The 14,890-nt window shown below is 62.5% G+C and carries 12 protein-coding genes and 1 tRNA gene; 7 read left to right on the top strand and 6 right to left on the bottom strand.

What is annotated here, in order from left to right; genetic code table 11:
- Positions 1-128: 128 nt before the first annotated feature.
- On the top strand, positions 129-755 hold the full coding sequence (locus tag HIM68_RS15875) for a TetR/AcrR family transcriptional regulator (RefSeq protein WP_139907209.1): 627 nt from the start codon (positions 129-131) through the stop codon (positions 753-755).
- Positions 756-819: 64 nt separating this feature from the next.
- Here the strand turns inward: HIM68_RS15875 and HIM68_RS15880 are convergent, their stop codons facing one another.
- The 3 genes from HIM68_RS15880 to HIM68_RS15890 all read right to left on the bottom strand — a co-directional run bounded on the left by HIM68_RS15880 (position 820) and on the right by HIM68_RS15890 (position 5,221).
- The gene (locus HIM68_RS15880) at positions 820-1,740 is read right to left on the bottom strand and encodes an NADP-dependent oxidoreductase (RefSeq protein ID WP_172173872.1); all 921 of its coding nucleotides are present in this window, start codon (positions 1,738-1,740) and stop codon (positions 820-822) included.
- Positions 1,741-1,833: 93 nt separating this feature from the next.
- Entirely contained in the window at positions 1,834-4,011 is a 2,178-nt protein-coding gene (locus tag HIM68_RS15885; protein ID WP_139907207.1) for a 3-hydroxyacyl-CoA dehydrogenase NAD-binding domain-containing protein, read from the bottom strand.
- Between the two features lies 1 nt (position 4,012).
- On the bottom strand, positions 4,013-5,221 hold the full coding sequence (locus HIM68_RS15890; protein ID WP_172173875.1) for an acetyl-CoA C-acetyltransferase: 1,209 nt from the start codon (positions 5,219-5,221) through the stop codon (positions 4,013-4,015).
- A 252-nt stretch (positions 5,222-5,473) separates the two neighbouring features.
- Here HIM68_RS15890 and HIM68_RS15895 point away from each other — a divergent pair, with 252 nt between their 5' ends.
- Together HIM68_RS15895 and HIM68_RS15900 are read left to right on the top strand one after the other, a co-directional pair.
- On the top strand, positions 5,474-5,878 hold the full coding sequence (locus HIM68_RS15895; RefSeq protein WP_139468687.1) for a hypothetical protein: 405 nt from the start codon (positions 5,474-5,476) through the stop codon (positions 5,876-5,878).
- 405 nt (positions 5,879-6,283) lie between these two features.
- Complete coding sequence (locus HIM68_RS15900) at positions 6,284-8,947, top strand: LuxR family transcriptional regulator (protein WP_172173878.1); 2,664 nt, start codon at positions 6,284-6,286, stop codon at positions 8,945-8,947.
- A gap of 85 nt (positions 8,948-9,032) precedes the next feature.
- Here the strand turns inward: HIM68_RS15900 and HIM68_RS15905 are convergent, their stop codons facing one another.
- On the bottom strand, positions 9,033-9,863 hold the full coding sequence (locus HIM68_RS15905) for a carbon-nitrogen hydrolase family protein (protein ID WP_139468689.1): 831 nt from the start codon (positions 9,861-9,863) through the stop codon (positions 9,033-9,035).
- Positions 9,864-9,931: 68 nt separating this feature from the next.
- Here HIM68_RS15905 and HIM68_RS15910 point away from each other — a divergent pair, with 68 nt between their 5' ends.
- Entirely contained in the window at positions 9,932-10,576 is a 645-nt protein-coding gene (locus HIM68_RS15910) for a GntR family transcriptional regulator (protein ID WP_172173881.1), read from the top strand.
- A 76-nt stretch (positions 10,577-10,652) separates the two neighbouring features.
- Here the strand turns inward: HIM68_RS15910 and HIM68_RS15915 are convergent, their stop codons facing one another.
- Positions 10,653-12,023, bottom strand: coding sequence for an MFS transporter (locus HIM68_RS15915; protein ID WP_253904003.1), 1,371 nt, complete (start codon positions 12,021-12,023; stop codon positions 10,653-10,655).
- Positions 12,024-12,161: 138 nt separating this feature from the next.
- Between HIM68_RS15915 and HIM68_RS15920 the strand changes: the two genes are divergently transcribed.
- Both HIM68_RS15920 and HIM68_RS15925 read left to right on the top strand, forming a co-directional pair.
- A complete protein-coding gene (locus tag HIM68_RS15920; protein ID WP_139468692.1) occupies positions 12,162-12,842 on the top strand; it encodes a DUF2848 domain-containing protein in 681 nt (226 codons plus the stop codon).
- Positions 12,843-12,850: 8 nt separating this feature from the next.
- Positions 12,851-13,399, top strand: coding sequence for an ureidoglycolate lyase (locus HIM68_RS15925; protein ID WP_139468693.1), 549 nt, complete (start codon positions 12,851-12,853; stop codon positions 13,397-13,399).
- A gap of 83 nt (positions 13,400-13,482) precedes the next feature.
- Here HIM68_RS15925 and HIM68_RS15930 read toward each other — a convergent pair.
- A tRNA-Thr gene (locus HIM68_RS15930) sits at positions 13,483-13,555 on the bottom strand.
- A gap of 210 nt (positions 13,556-13,765) precedes the next feature.
- Here HIM68_RS15930 and HIM68_RS15935 point away from each other — a divergent pair.
- Positions 13,766-14,884: a M20/M25/M40 family metallo-hydrolase gene (locus tag HIM68_RS15935; RefSeq protein WP_172173887.1), complete on the top strand. Its 1,119-nt coding sequence runs from the start codon at positions 13,766-13,768 to the stop codon at positions 14,882-14,884.
- The last annotated feature ends 6 nt before the right edge of the window (positions 14,885-14,890 follow it).

The following is a 14,890-nucleotide window of genomic DNA, read 5'->3' on the forward strand; positions in this document are numbered from 1 at the left end:
CTCATTTCAGTTAATGATTCTTAACTGACTGCTATGATACTGCTCACAGGCAGAACTGACAACGCACGAGCCAGCCCGCACCGACGTCGTCCCAGGCGGTGGGCATCAGGCTCAGGGAAGGAGGCCGGATGTCGATCTCGGACGAGGCCAAGCCGACGGCGCGGGCAGCGGCGAAGGCAGCCAGGCGCGAGCAGCTGCTCGAGGTCGCGAAGACGCTCTATGCCCGGCACGGCTTCCATGGGGTGCGCCTCGACGACCTGGGCAAAGGTGCGGGGATCTCGGCGCCGGCGGTCTACCGGCATTTCTCGTCGAAGGAGGCCGTGCTCGAGGAGCTCCTCGTCGGCATCTCTGCGTATCTCCAGTCCGGAGGCGAGGAGATCGTCTCCGCGGCATGGGACACCGCGTCGGGGATCTCCCCCACCGAGGCGGTCCCGACCCTGCGGCGTCTCATCGACTTCCATGTCGACTTCGCCATGAGCGAGCCCGAGCTCATCCGCATCCAGGACCGTGACCTCGAGGCGCTGCCGGACGAATCGCGACGGACCGTGCGCCGTCTCCAGCGTGCCTATGTCAGTCGGTGGGCGGAGGTCGTCGAGGCCGCCCATCCGGCGTGGACTCTGGAATCGGCCACTGTGCGCGTGCATGCGGCGTTCGGGATGATGAATTCGACCCCGCACCAGGCTCGTCGCTCCAGCGCCGAGGTGGTCGGGGTCGAATTGCGCGCCGCAGCGGCCGCGGCGCTGGGACTCAGCTGATCACCGGATCAGCCGAGTCCCGCCTCGGCGATATTTCGATCACCGAGGACGGTATAGCCGATATTCAGGGCACGATGACGAGCTTGCCGCGGATGTGACCGGTGGCGCTGTCCTTGAAGGCCCGGGGAACATCGTCGAGGCCGTAGGTGCCTGCGATGTCGACGGTGAGTTTTCCTTCGTCGACGAGGAGACCGAGGCGAGCAGTCTCGGAGCCGTCGGGACGCACCCAGATGTAGCGTCCGCCGTGCTCGGCGACACTGGGATCGGCCACCGAGGCGTGCGTTCCGCCCTCGGCGAGCACGGCCAGGGTGTCGTCGAGGACTCCCCCGACGAAGTCCGCGACCCCGTCGACCTCGCCGCCGGCAGCCTCGAGAACGCGCTCGACCAGGCCGTCGCCGTAGGTCACGGGCTCGGCGCCGAGTCCGCGCAGGTATTCATGATTGGCTTCGGACGCGGTGCCGATGACGCGTGCTCCGGCGGCTCGGGCGATCTGCACGGCGAAGCCGCCCACTCCCCCGGAGGCTCCGTGGATGAGCACGGTCTTGCCCGCCAGGTCGCCGAGGGACTCGAGGGTCCGCAGAGCGGTGCCGCCGGCCAACGGCAGTCCGCCTGCCTGTTCCCAGCTCAGACTCTTCGGCTTCGGGGCGACCGCACGCACGGGGACGGCGACCTTCTCGGCGAAGGTCCCACCGCCGAGCACGTCCTTGCGTGCATAGGCGACGACTTCATCGCCGATGGAGAATTCCGGGGTGTCGAAGCCGAGTCCGACGACGACACCGGCGACGTCCCAGCCCGGGATGACGGGGAACTGCGTGGGCATGACCGGGTCGAGGTGCCCGCCGACGAGCTTCCAGTCGACCGGGTTGACTCCGGCAGCCTTGACTTCGATGAGCACCGAGGCGGGCGGCAGCTTCGGATCGGGCAGCTCGCGGACGGTGATGTCGTCGAAGTTCTCGGTGTAGGCGTCATAGACGGCGGCGCGCATGGCAATGGCCTTCCGGTAGATGTCAGTGACACTGAAGTCTCAGTGTGACTGGACAACACCGGAAGGCCATCAGGCTATTCCAGGGGTCTCCTCTTACTCGTAGGTTTCCCCGGTCTTCGCGCGTTCGACCAGCGAGGCCGGCGGTGTGAAGTGCTCGCCGTACTTCGCAGCCAGATCATTCGCCCGGTCGACGAAGCCGGCCAGACCGCCTTCGTACTGGTTGACGTACTGGAGCACGCCGCCGGTCCACGCGGGGAATCCGATGCCGAAGATCGAACCGATGTTCGCGTCCGGCACCGAGGTGAGCACACCCTCGTCGAGGCACTTGATCGTCTCGATCGCCTCGGCGAAGAGCATCCGCTCCTGCAGATCGGCGAAGGGCTGATCATTCGATCCCGATTCGTACTTGTCGCGCACACCCTGCCACAGCGTGGTGCGTTTGCCGTTCTCGTCGTAGTCGTAGAAGCCGGCGCCGTCCTTGCGTCCAGTCCGTCCCTGCTCGACCATCCAGTCGAAGACGGCTTCGGAGGGGTGGGCTATCCAGGTGCCGCCAGCGGCCTCGACCGCGTCGCGGGTCTCCTTGTTGATCTTCTGCGACAGGGTCAGCGTCAGTTCGTCGAGCAGCTGCAGGGCACCGGTGGGGTACCCGGCCTGCAGTGCCGCCTGTTCCACGCTGGCCGGCTCCACGCCTTCGCCGACGGCGGCGACCGCCTCGGCGATGAACGTGCCGATGACGCGGGAGGTGAAGAATCCGCGCGAGTCGTTGACGACGATCGGAGTCTTCCGGATCTGCTGCACGAGGTCGAAGGTGCGGGCGAGGACCTCGTCGGAGGTGTTCTCACCGCAGATGATCTCGACCAGCGGCATCTTGTCGGCCGGTGAGAAGAAGTGGACACCGATGAAGTCCTTGTCCCGGGTGACGCCCTTGGCCAGGTCGGTGATCGGCAGGGTCGAGGTGTTCGAACCGAGGACCGCATCAGGCTCGACGATGTCCTGGATCTCCTGGAACACCTTCTGCTTGAGATCGACGGACTCGAAGACCGCCTCGATGACGAAGTCGACACCGGCGAAATCCTCGGCCGAGGCACTCGGGGTGATCCGGTCGAGGACAGCTTGCGACTTCGCCTCGGTGGTCTTGCCCTTGGCCAAGGCCGATTCCTCACGCTTGGCGGCGTAGGCCTTGCCCTTCTCCGCATTGGCGAGCTCGACGTCCTTGAGGACGACCTCGATACCGGACTTCGCTGCGCTGTAGGCGATCGCCGCCCCCATCATTCCGGCACCGATCACGCCGAGCTTCTTCACCTGACGAGGTGTGACACCGTCAGGGCGCGAGCCGCCGGAGTTGATGTGGCCGAGGTCGAAGAAGAACGCCTTGATCATGTTCTTCGCCACCGGAGTATGGGTGACGTTGACGAAGTAGCGGGACTCGACCGTCAGCGCGGTGTCGATGTCGACCAGTGCGCCTTCGACCGCAGCGGCGACCACAGCTCGCGGAGCCGGCATCGGCGCACCCTTGCCCTGCTTGCGCAGCAAGGACGGCAGCGCGGGAAGCATCGCGCCGATCTTCGGCGAGGACGGGGAGCCGCCGGGGATCTTGAAGCCCTTGACGTCCCACGGCTGCACAGCCTCGGGGTTGGCCTTGATCCAGGCCTTGGCCTTGGATTCGAGTTCGGCCGCGGGGGCGAGTTCGTCGATGAGGCCGAGCGCCTGGGCGTCGGCGGCCTTGAACTTCGTCGACGGCAGGATGGCCTTCTGCAGTGCGGTCTGGATGCCGAGCATGCGCACCGACCGGGCGACTCCGCCGCCGCCGGGCAGCAGGCCGAGTGAGACCTCGGGGAAGCCGAAGCGGGCGCTCGGGTTGTCATCGGCGGCGATCCGGTGGTGAGCAGCCAGGGCGAGTTCGAGTCCGCCGCCCAGTGCCGCACCGCCGAGGGCGGCGACGACCGGCTTGCCGAAGGTCTCGAGGCGACGCAGCACCTTCTTGAGGTGTTCGACGGTCGCGAACTCCTCTTCAGCATTGGCCGGATCGGCCGCACGCAGCTTGTTGAGGTTTCCGCCGGCGAAGAAGGTCTTCTTCGGAGAGGTCAGCACGACGCCGGTGATGTCATCGACATTGGCTTCGAGCCACTCCACGGTCGCCTCCAGGGCAGCTGCGAAGTAGTCGTTCATGGTGTTGACCTTGGCACCGGGTTCGTCGATGACGACGGTGACGATGCCTTCGGCATCGGTGTTGCGCTGGTAGTCGGCAGCTGTGGTTTGAGTGTTCGTCATGTCAGACCCTTTCGATGATCGTCGCGATGCCCATGCCTGCGCCGATGCACAGGGTGACGAGTCCACGCTTGAGGTCGCGGCGCTCGAGTTCGTCGAGGACAGTGCCCAGAATCATGGCGCCGGTGGCTCCCAGCGGGTGGCCCATGGCGATAGCTCCGCCGTTGACGTTGACCTTCTCGTGGGGGACGTTGAGGTCCTTCATCCACTTGAGCACGACGGCGGCGAATGCCTCGTTGAGTTCGAACAGATCGATGTCATCGACGGTCATGCCGGCTTTGTCGAGGGCCTTCTTCGTCGCCGGAGTCGGACCGGTGAGCATAATCGTGGGTTCCGAGCCGGTGACCGCGGTGGAGACGATGCGGGCACGGGGTTTCATCCCCATCTTCTGGCCGACTTCCTCGTCGCCGAGGATGACCAGCGAGGCGCCGTCGACGATTCCCGAGGAGTTCGCGGCGGTGTGGACGTGGTCGATGGCTTCGATCCAGTGGTACTTCTGCAGAGCCACCTCGTCGAATCCGGTCTGTGCGGCGAGCTTGGAGAATGCCGGTGGCAGCTGCGACAGCGATTCGACGGTCGAGCCGGGACGCATGTGCTCATCGCGGTCGAGCACGGTGATGCCGTTGATGTCCTTGACCGGGATGATCGAGTTTTCGAAGAGGTTGTTCTCCCAGGCAGCAGCGGCACGCTTCTGCGATTCGGCGGCGAAGGCATCCACGTCTGCCCGGCTGAAGCCCTCTGTGGTGGCGATGAGGTCGGCACCGATGCCCTGCGGCACGAAGTACGTGTCATAGTTCGTCGACGGATCCTGTGCCCAGGCTCCGCCGTCGGATCCCAGCGGCACACGGGACATGGATTCGACGCCTCCGGCGAGGACGAGGTTCTCGAAGCCGGAGCCGACCTTCTGGGCGGCGATGTTGACGGCTTCGAGCCCGGAGGCGCAGAAGCGGTTGACCTGAACGCCGGCGACGGACTCGTCGAGGCCAGCAACGATGGCGGCGACGCGGGCGATATCCGACCCCTGCTCGCCGACCGGGGACACAACGCCGAGGACGATGTCGTCGATGGCTTTGTCGTCGAGATCGGGGTTGCGCTCGCGAATGGCGTCGATGAGTCCGGTCACGAGATCGATGGGTTTGACGCTGTGCAGCGCTCCGCCGCGGTTCTTGCCGCGTGGGGTGCGCACTGCGTCATAGATGAACGCTTCGCTCATGTGTTCCTCACAGTCTGGATGGAAGACCGACCATAAGATCTGATCGATCGTTCAGTAATATTCGCACCCCTATTGTGTCCCAGTTTCGAGTGACGGGCAACACACGCACGAGCGCCGGCGCAAGCAGAGTGAATTCGGTTGCACACTCGCACTTCCGCAACTTCTTCAGTTGTCGAATATTCCGCGTTTCCTTTCGACGACAGACGTGATTATGATAAGTCGACGCATCAACTCGGAACCCATTGGAGAATCATGTCCTTGACCACCCTTGCCCGCACGAAGACGGGCTCGAAGCTCATGGCACTGACCCTTGCTGTCGGCCTGCTCGCCGGCCCCATCGCCGTCGACGCGGCACCCGCCGAAGCTGCGACGAAGAAATGCGCAGTGAAGATGTCGAATTCGAAGCCCCGCCAGTACTCGAACACCTGGGTCAATGTCTCGAAGGTCGGCTCGAAGGCCAAGGTCGAGACCCTTGCCCACTACAAGACGACGAAGACGAAGAAGAAGGCCACTGCGTCAAAGAAGGGCAAGGCCTCTCTGAAGTACTACATCTCCGGCGCTACCCCAGGTAAGGCTGTCAAGGTGACCGTGACGGCAAAGAAGGGCAAGACGACGTGGAAGTGCTCGACGTCGTTCAAACCGGTGAAGAAGCGCTGACGGCTGAGTCACACTGCGCTCGGACCTCGTGCCGATTCTCTTTCCGGCGGCGGGGATGCCCCTTCGCAATTCTCGGGCCCGTCTCGACATGGCAGATCATGTCGAGACGGGCCCGATGTCTTCCGTGGCTCAGATCCCGCAAATTCCACAGTTTCGCGAAACTATTCAATGACTGAAACATTTTCTCCGCGGAAATCGCCTGATGTTCGGTAGCATCATCTGCAGTTTCCACCCCGGGAACACGTTGATCCCCTATCCGCAGACCACTCCCCCAGATGCGCGACCCACCCATTGCGCCAGGGTTTCCCGCTCCCCACCTTTCACAGGCTTCTTCTGAGCCTGGTGCGTTCCTCGTTTCGCACCGCGGTCTGTGGAGCAGGCGATACCGAGAAGCGAGCACCTTCGATGATCCAGAACCTACGCGAAAACGAGCTCAGCGAACTGCTGAGCGTAACCAGAGGAGCCGGGTCCGACACGGTCGTCGTCACCGGCCCTGCCGGTTCGGGGCGTACCACTCTCCTCACTTCTGTGGCTGATGCAACCACCCTTTCGGTGAGCATCGTGCGTGCCAACCCGGTCGAAAGGGAGTGGCGACTCTCAGGACTTTCTGCGTTCCTCGCGGCTGTCGACGATGCCGTCGGGACGAGCCTGCGGTCGCTGATCACGTCGTCCACCGATGAACGATCGACCTTTGCCGTCGCAGAGAACCTCGACGCTTCTCTGCGGCAGAGAGCTTTCAACGCTTTCGCGGTCATCGTCGATGATGCCGATCTGATGGATCCGGCCAGTCTAGAGGTGATCGGCTATCTGCTGCGACGTCGCAGCGTCAAGAATCTGCGCGCGATCCTCTCGGTCCGGTCGATCGACAGATCCGGACCCCTGAGCAGCTTTCCACGGGTCGTCCTGAGCCCGCTCAAGGTCGAATCGCTCATCGAGTTGGGATTGTCCTCGACGTCGCCTCTGGCGTGGAAGAGCGTGCTCGAAATCGTCGCCAGGTGCAGTGCAGGCAATCCCGGGTCATTCGAATCGCTCCTCTCGGCGATTCGCCCTGGAGCGCTCTACGAGAACGAAGCTCTCTCGCTTCCCCTCAGGCCCGGTCCCGAGCTTCAGGAGACAGCGGGGCGCTCGTTCGAGAACTGCTCCATACAGATGCTGGATGCGCTCAGAGTCATCTCATGCGGTGCGTACATTCCCACCCACATCGCCGAGCAGGTCGCGCAGGTCGGTGAGGGAAGCATCGAGGACCTCGTCGCACAGGGATTGGTCCGACAGATGCGGAACGGCGTCGAGGTCTGCGATCCACGCATCCGATCGGTTGTCTACTATTCGATAACCGACACCGAACGTCATCGTCTTCATGCGGCGATCGCCGATGAGCTCGCGGACGATGAGGCTGTGCTGCACATGTGGCACACCAGTTTCGCTGCCATCGATGCCGAAAGAGTCGTCGGCCTGTTGATGTGTGCAACCGAATGTGTCCGAGGCGGTCGGATACTTCACGGACTGGAATTGGCAGAACGAGCTCTTCTCCTCTCTGACGGCCCTGCGCCTGAGTCGGCGGTCGAGGAGCTGACCGCAGAACTCATGGCACAGTGCCAGTACACCCTTGCGCGCAGATATCTGCGGTTTCTGCAGGGGCGGAAAGGTACCGATGAGGTCAGTCCCTCGGTGCTGAGGCTGCGAATCCTCATCGACTATGCCGAATTGAGCGTGATCAACGATCAGCATGTGATGAGAGTCGTCGACAGCAATGCGGAGAAATCACCGCAAGCCTGTGCCTCCCTGTTGGCCAGTACGGGATTCTGTTATCTCCAGCAATGGGACGCAGAGAATGCACGAGCAGCAGCTGAACGGATATCAACTCTGCTCGGCCCAGATGCAGAGGTGGCTCAGGTCGTCGAATCAGTCGTCGATCTCTTCGACGCAGCCCTCAATGGACGATGCCTTCCCTCCACCGAGGAACTCGTTGTCATCGGCTACCGTATTCGCCGGACCTTCGCCGTCGAATTCTCATGGATCGTCATCGCCCAGATTCTGTCCTTGGCAGACCGGTTCGACGAGGCTCGTGCAGCGTTGAGCAACTTCTTCGACCAGTCATCTCATCTCACACCCCTGTGGGCGAGGTTGTCCAGGGTCGTGGCGTTCGACAACGAGTGCCGTGCCGGAAACTACCATCGCGTTCGCGAATTGGACGAACTGCTCACCGCCGGCAATGACCATCACGAGAGTGTGTCCGTCAACGATCACATTCGAACCGCGATGATGGCGGTCCTCGACGGCCATTCGGATCTCGCCCGCAACGCAGTGCACGACGCCCGCCGACTCACGGCGCAGGGGTCGAGTTGGCTGCTGAGATGCAGGCTCGCGGCGATCGAAGCACGAACAGCGATGCAGGAGGGCGATTTCGCCTCCGCGAACAGGCATTTCGCGCGTTGCCACCGCCTGTCGACGCGACTGCCCAGCCCTCACCTTCTGCGCTATCTCGACGACTTCATCGAGTCCCTCGTCTATGTCGGCGATATCTCCAAAGCCAAGCGGATCCTCGCCGAGCTCGAACAGGCACAGCGGGATGTGCCGATGACCTGGACTGCAGCGGCGGCCGCGCGCAGCAGAGCGCTGCTGATGTCTGGCGATGAGGCTTGGAGGGAGTTCTCCCGCCTCCTCGATTCGTGGACGAGTCCGGAACTCGAATATGTGCGCGGCCGGACGTTCTTGGCCTATGCCCATAAGCTCAAGGAACTCGGCTATGACGCTGACAGCGAAGAGATGAAGGCGATCGGTCGGTCCGTCCTCGCCGACATCGGCTTCGGGGACGCTCGAGTCGTGGGAGAAACGCACGCCGAGTCGTCCGGGTCGATCACGGATTCCCTCAACGACAAAGAACTTCCGGTCGTCGAACTGCTCACTCAGGGCTACAAAAACCATGTCATAGCCCATGAGCTCTTCGTCTCGGTGCGGACGGTGGAGCTGAGACTGACGAATATCTACCGCAAAGTCGGTGTGAAGTCCCGGTTCGAGCTGATGCGGGCTCTGGACCAGGAGAACAAGGCCCGCTCCGAGGACGAGTGAGCAGCACCGGCCGCCTTGCTTGTCCATTCATCGACCGGCGGCCGAAGTCATCCGTCTCTTCGTCTGCTGGCCGAGGCGAGTCGGTTCAGACGCCCTCGACGAAAAGGGCACCTTCAAGACGCGAGTTCTGAAGGACAGGCAGGGTCCCACGGATTTCCGCCACTCGACTGTGGTCGATGTCAGCGAAGATGATCTCCTCACCTCGCCCTGCCTCGGCGATCAGCGTGCCGTTCGGTGACGCCACATAGGAGTGTCCGATCCCCGTCGGACTGCCGTCCTTCACCGGAATTCCTGTGACCGCGGGGTCGGCTTGGTCGCAGGCGAGCACGTAAGCGGTCGAATCCAGGGCGCGGGCTGGACCCAACAGCTTCCACTGCTCGGCTTTTCCAGGGCCCGCGCCCCATGAGGTCGCGACGATGATCGCATCTGCTCCTGCTCGAGCTTGAGCTGTGAACAGTGCCGGGAAACGTACGTCATAGCAGATGGCCAGGCCGAAAGTGAGTCCGCCCAGGCGGAATGTGCGCACCGACTCCCCTGCAGTCACTGTGTCCGATTCGCGATGTCCGAATGCATCGTAGAGATGGATCTTGTCGTAGTCGACACTGATCTCGCGGCCTTCGTCGACTCCGCGCACGATGAGAGTGTTGACCACCGTCCCATTTTCACCCGCGCGGAAGGCACCGACAGCAATTACAGTGTTGTTCTCTGCAGCAATCTGCGCAATCGACTCAGACCACTGACCGTCATCCTCAGCGGTCGCACGCGCCAGGTCGTTCCCGAAAGCGATCTGGGCAGCTTCAGGGAAGACGACGAGGCGAGCTCCCTTCCGAACTGCCGAGGCAGTGTGCTCGGCGACTCGGTCGAGATTCTCCTGCTGGTCCCCAGTCGAGTTCATCTGCACCATTGCGATCTTCATGTATCTCTCCTCTTTTTCTCTTGTCGTGGCCGATGCTGGTTATCCGGCAAACGACTAAGGTGGGTTGTATGCAAACATCGTCAGGTCCCGCTGCACGCCGGACTGCCTATGAGCGCCTGCGCGACCTCGTACTGACGGACCCGGCTATACAAGGCACCTTCCTGACCGAAGGGGATCTGGTCAAGAGGTTCGGCCTGTCCCGCACCCCAATTCGTGAAGCGCTTATCATGCTCGCCTCTGACGGCCTCGTTGACCTCATTCCGCACCGCGGGGCATACATACGGCCCAGTGACGATCGAGAGATCCGCGAGACGATGGAGGTCCGGCAGATGATCGAGCTCGAGACCGCTCGGCAGATCTTGGCATCCGGAGAAGCGCCGATCGCAGCCATGGATGACCTCTACCAGCAGCAGGTGGAGCTGCCGGTCGCCGACGACACGATTCCGGATTTCATCAGTCTCGACCAGCGTTTCCATGCCGCAATGGTCGATGCCGCAGGCAATAGGGTGCTCAGCGACATCTACACCCGATTGCGAGTCAAACACGTCCGCTTCGGCATCTCTGCAACCTGGACGAGCGCCGACCGTCCGGCACAGGTGCTCGAAGAACATTCCCAGATCCTTGAGTCGCTGCGCTCCGGTGATGCCGAGGCGACTACCAACGCTATCTGCGAGCACATCACTCAGACGCAGAATCTGCTGCTGTCCCGCTGAGTGCCACATTCGCCGCGAGAAGGCCAGTCATGTGCCCCGACTGTTAGTCGCAGTCGGAGCACATGACTGACCGAACTCAATGACTCGGCGCCACCTCATCGATGACTTCAGCCGAACGCTGCGCAGCGGCGAGCTTCTCAAGATGGTCGACGTCCTCCTGCACGTTGCTGTTGCGTCCCATGATCAGACCGATCAACGTGAGAGTCACGGCTCCGGCCAAATACACGGCCACCCAGACCCAGGTTCCGGTGTTGTCGAGCAGCAGCGTGAACATCATCGGAGCGATCGCCCCGCCGAGCACACCGGCGATGGTGTATGCCAGTGACGAACCTGTGTACCTCAGTCGAGGTGTGAACTGCTCGACGACGAACGCCGCCTGCGGCCCGTACATGAGCGAGTGGAAGAACAGTCCGACGGGGATGCCGACGTACATCCAGGTGGCGTCTCCTGCTTCGAGCTTGGTGAAGAAAACGAAGGTCCACGCCACTGCGCCCACCGCAGCGACACCATAGACAAGACGCCGGTTGATGATGTCTGAGAGGTAGCCGGCCAGCGGGATGCAGATGACCTGGAAAGCTGAGCCGAGCATGACCGCGCCCAACACCGTGGTCCGGTCGAGGTCGAGCACAATCGTGCCGTAGGCGAGGGTGAAGACTGTGAAGAGTGCGTAGGTGACATCGGGCCCGATGCGGGCGAGGATCGCCGAGAACAGCGGGCGCGACTCGGTCTGCAGAAGTTCTGTGATCGGCTTCTCGGGACGCTCACCCGACTGTTCGACTGCCTTGAATACCGGGGTGTCTTCGAGCTTGAGACGGATCCACAGACCGAAGAGCACGAGCACCGCCGACACGAGGAACGCCACACGCCAGCCCCAAGCGAAGAACTGCTCTTCGCTGAGGGCGAGAGTCAGACCCGCAAAGGCACCATTGGCCATGAGGTTGCCGGCCGGAGGTCCGATCTGAGCAGCTGACGACCAGAAGCCGCGATAGCGCGGATCTCCGTATTCGCTAGACAGGAGGACAGCGCCGCCCCATTCACCGCCGACACCGATGCCCTGAGCGAAACGCAGGAGCACCAGTAAGAGCGGAGCCCACAGGGAGATGCTCTGGTAGGTCGGAAGGATGCCGATGAGACATGTCGAGACTCCGATGAGCACAAGAGTCCAGACCAGGACTTTCTTTCGACCGACTTTGTCGCCGAGGCGGCCGAAGACGATTCCGCCCAACGGCCGAGAGACGTAGCCGACTGCATAGGTCGAGAAGGCCAACAGCACGCCGACCATCGGGTCGCCCGAAGGGAAGAAGAGCACGGGGAAGACGATGGCCGCCGCTGCCGAATAGATGGCGAAGTCGTACCACTCGAGCGTGGTGCCGCTCAGGCTGGCGGCGAATGCCTTGATGAGATCCTTCCGCGCCACCGGCGGACGGGTTGTTGATGCACTCTGCATAGCAATCCTTTTCATCTGTCTGGACAATGCTCGCCTGCGACTCTGCGGCAAGAACTGTGATTGCGCTAACAGTATACAGGCTGTATACAATGAGACAACATCACGTGAAACCTCATCGACGACAAGGAAGAACACACGATGCTTACCTTCGAACTCCCGGACAAGACCACCGTTGACGTACACGTCGACAGGCTTCTCAACGCGGGCTATGCCGGTCGAAACCAAGAAGCGGTTCAGCATCACATTGACGAGTTGGCCGCTCTCGGAGTACCTGGCCCCAGCCAGGTGCCCGCCCTATACCCCGTGTCTCCTTACCTTGCTCAGCAGGCTGAGACCGTGACGGTCCAGCACGGAAAATCTTCTGGAGAGGCGGAATGGGCGCTGGTCGTATCGGACCGCGGCGTACTCATCACCGCAGCCAGCGATCAGACCGATCGCGACCTCGAAGTGTATGGAGTGGCATGGAGCAAGAATGCTGCACCGAACATTCTGGCCAAGCGTGCATGGGTCTATGAGGAAATTGCCGATCACATCGACGAGATCCGCATCGAGTCCTTCGTCACTGATGCGGGTGGCGTCGAATCACAGCTTCAGGATGGAAGCTTTGCCGATCTGCTGCCTCCGAGCTATTGGCTTGACGAACTCAAGGCCAAGGAGGTCGCGCAGCCGGGCACCGTCCTCATCTCTGGCACCATCCCCATGGCTGAAGGTGTTGACCAGTTCGCCTCACTCTGGCGAGTGCGCCTGTTCGACCCGCGCACCGAGGACAGCATCGAAATGTCCTACACCGTGGAAAAGATGCCTGAGCCGGTCGGGTGAAGTGAACCGTGAAGTCTCCTTCCCGCTCTCACGTGACCTTGGGTCGGCGCGAGAACTCCGACCTCGCGGGGGACGGAATGCTCGAGCTGACGCCGGAAGCCTTCGCGCCGTTCGGCAGGGTGATGGATTTCCACGCCCAGCAGGTGCCCGGTTCGTCAGCATTCCTGTCAGCAGCGACCTCGTTCTTCCGTGCTTCCCTTTTCGAACCAGGCGCCGACGGAACGACCGATCTGCTGTGGGTTTCTTACGACCGCGCAGAGCCACCGGAGGATTTCGAAGCGCATCTGCTCACGGAGCAGGCGCTCATTCCGATCACCGGTACGATCGTCCAGCACTTGTTCCGAGACGATGTCGACGACGGAACGGTCAATCGGTTTCTTGTCCGCCCGGGGCAGGGAATCGTCATGTCTCCAGGCAGCTTTCACACGACGACGTCCGTCGATGGCGAAGCGCTGTGTCTGATGGTCAGCCGAGTGAGCACCACCGACGATCTCAGCCGCAGCCTGCAGACGGGTTGCCAAGCAAGTGAGACCGTCTTCGCTCCGCCTCCCGGCTGAGAGGGTCTCGCCTAACAGGCACTTCGGCCACGAGAAAGCCCCTCCCGCACCAGAGTCTGTCCTGGTGGGAGGGGCTGTTGCCGAGCCGCCTGCGGGAATCGAACCCGCGACCTATTCATTACGAGTGAATCGCTCTGCCGACTGAGCTAAGGCGGCAACCGAACCAACTTTAGCCAACTTCTCTGCCAGCGGTCAAAACGACGACCACCCTCCAGGGCGGTTCCGGCAGAGAGCTTCGTCACCCCCTCGCCGGACGGCGACAACCGACCACCTGGCCCGCCCCTGAGCGGGTGCCGCCGGGCCGCGACCGGGCACCAGTTAACCTTGAAAGAACAGTTGGCTGACAAGCGAGAAGGTGAGACATCCATGGCAGAGTTCGACTCCGACGATTTCATGAGTGATTTCCAGGCGCTCATCGAATGCGAGTCGTTCTCCAACGACCTCTCTTCCCTGGCCCGCAGTGCACGGCTCGTCTCGCGAATCGGCACCGGAATGCTCGGTGCCGCACCTCAGATCGTCGAGACCGACGGCCACCCGCATGTGCTGTGGCGCTTCGGCACCGGACCGCGCAAAGTCGTGCTCATCGGCCACCACGACACCGTCTGGCCGACGGGAACGCTCGCTGATTTTCCGTATTCGGTCAAGGACGGAGTTGTTCGCGGACCCGGCGCCGATGACATGAAGGGCGGACTGCTCATCGCAATCTACGCGTTGGCGAAGGTCCGCGCCGAACTCGGCCATCTCGATGGCGTCAGCCTCCTCATCACTGCCGATGAAGAACTCGGTTCCCCTGGCTCCCGGCAGATCATCGAAGACGAAGCGCGCGGATCGAAGGCCGCCCTCGTGTTCGAAAGCGGTGCCGCCGACGGTGCCGTCAAGATCGCTCGCAAAGGCGTGGCGATCTACCAGCTCGAAGTCACCGGTCTGGCATCGCATGCCGGAGTAGAACCGGAGAAGGGCATCAACGCCACCATCGAAGTGGCCAACCAGGTCATCGAGATCGCTGCACTGCACAAACCCTCTGTCGGGACCTCTGTAGTCCCGACCGTGATGACCAGCGGATCGACCACGAACACCGTACCGGCCAAAGCCGTCGTCGGCATCGACTCCAGGGCAGCCTCGGCGGATGAACAGGTGCGCATTGATGAGGCTCTGCGCGCCCTGACGCCCAGCGTGGCCGGTGCGAAGATCGAACTCAAAGGCGGAATCAACCGCGCCCCGCTCGAAGAGGACATGGCGATGGGCCTGTATGCCCGTGCCCAACGACTGGCAGGACGACTCGGGCATCCCCCGCTGCGGTCAGTCGCAGTCGGCGGCGGGTCGGACGGCAACTTCACCGCCGGAGTCGGGACGCCGACCCTCGACGGCCTCGGCACCGTCGGCGGAGGTTCCCACGCCCGGACCGAACATGCTCTGCAGATCTGGATTCCCCGCCGCATCGAACTCACCGCAGCACTCATAGCAGAACTCCTCGGCGACGACTGAGCGTCT

Origin of the sequence: Brevibacterium sp. CT2-23B (genome assembly GCF_013168765.1) — a bacterium.
GTDB classification, from domain to species: Bacteria; Actinomycetota; Actinomycetes; order Actinomycetales; family Brevibacteriaceae; genus Brevibacterium; species Brevibacterium sediminis.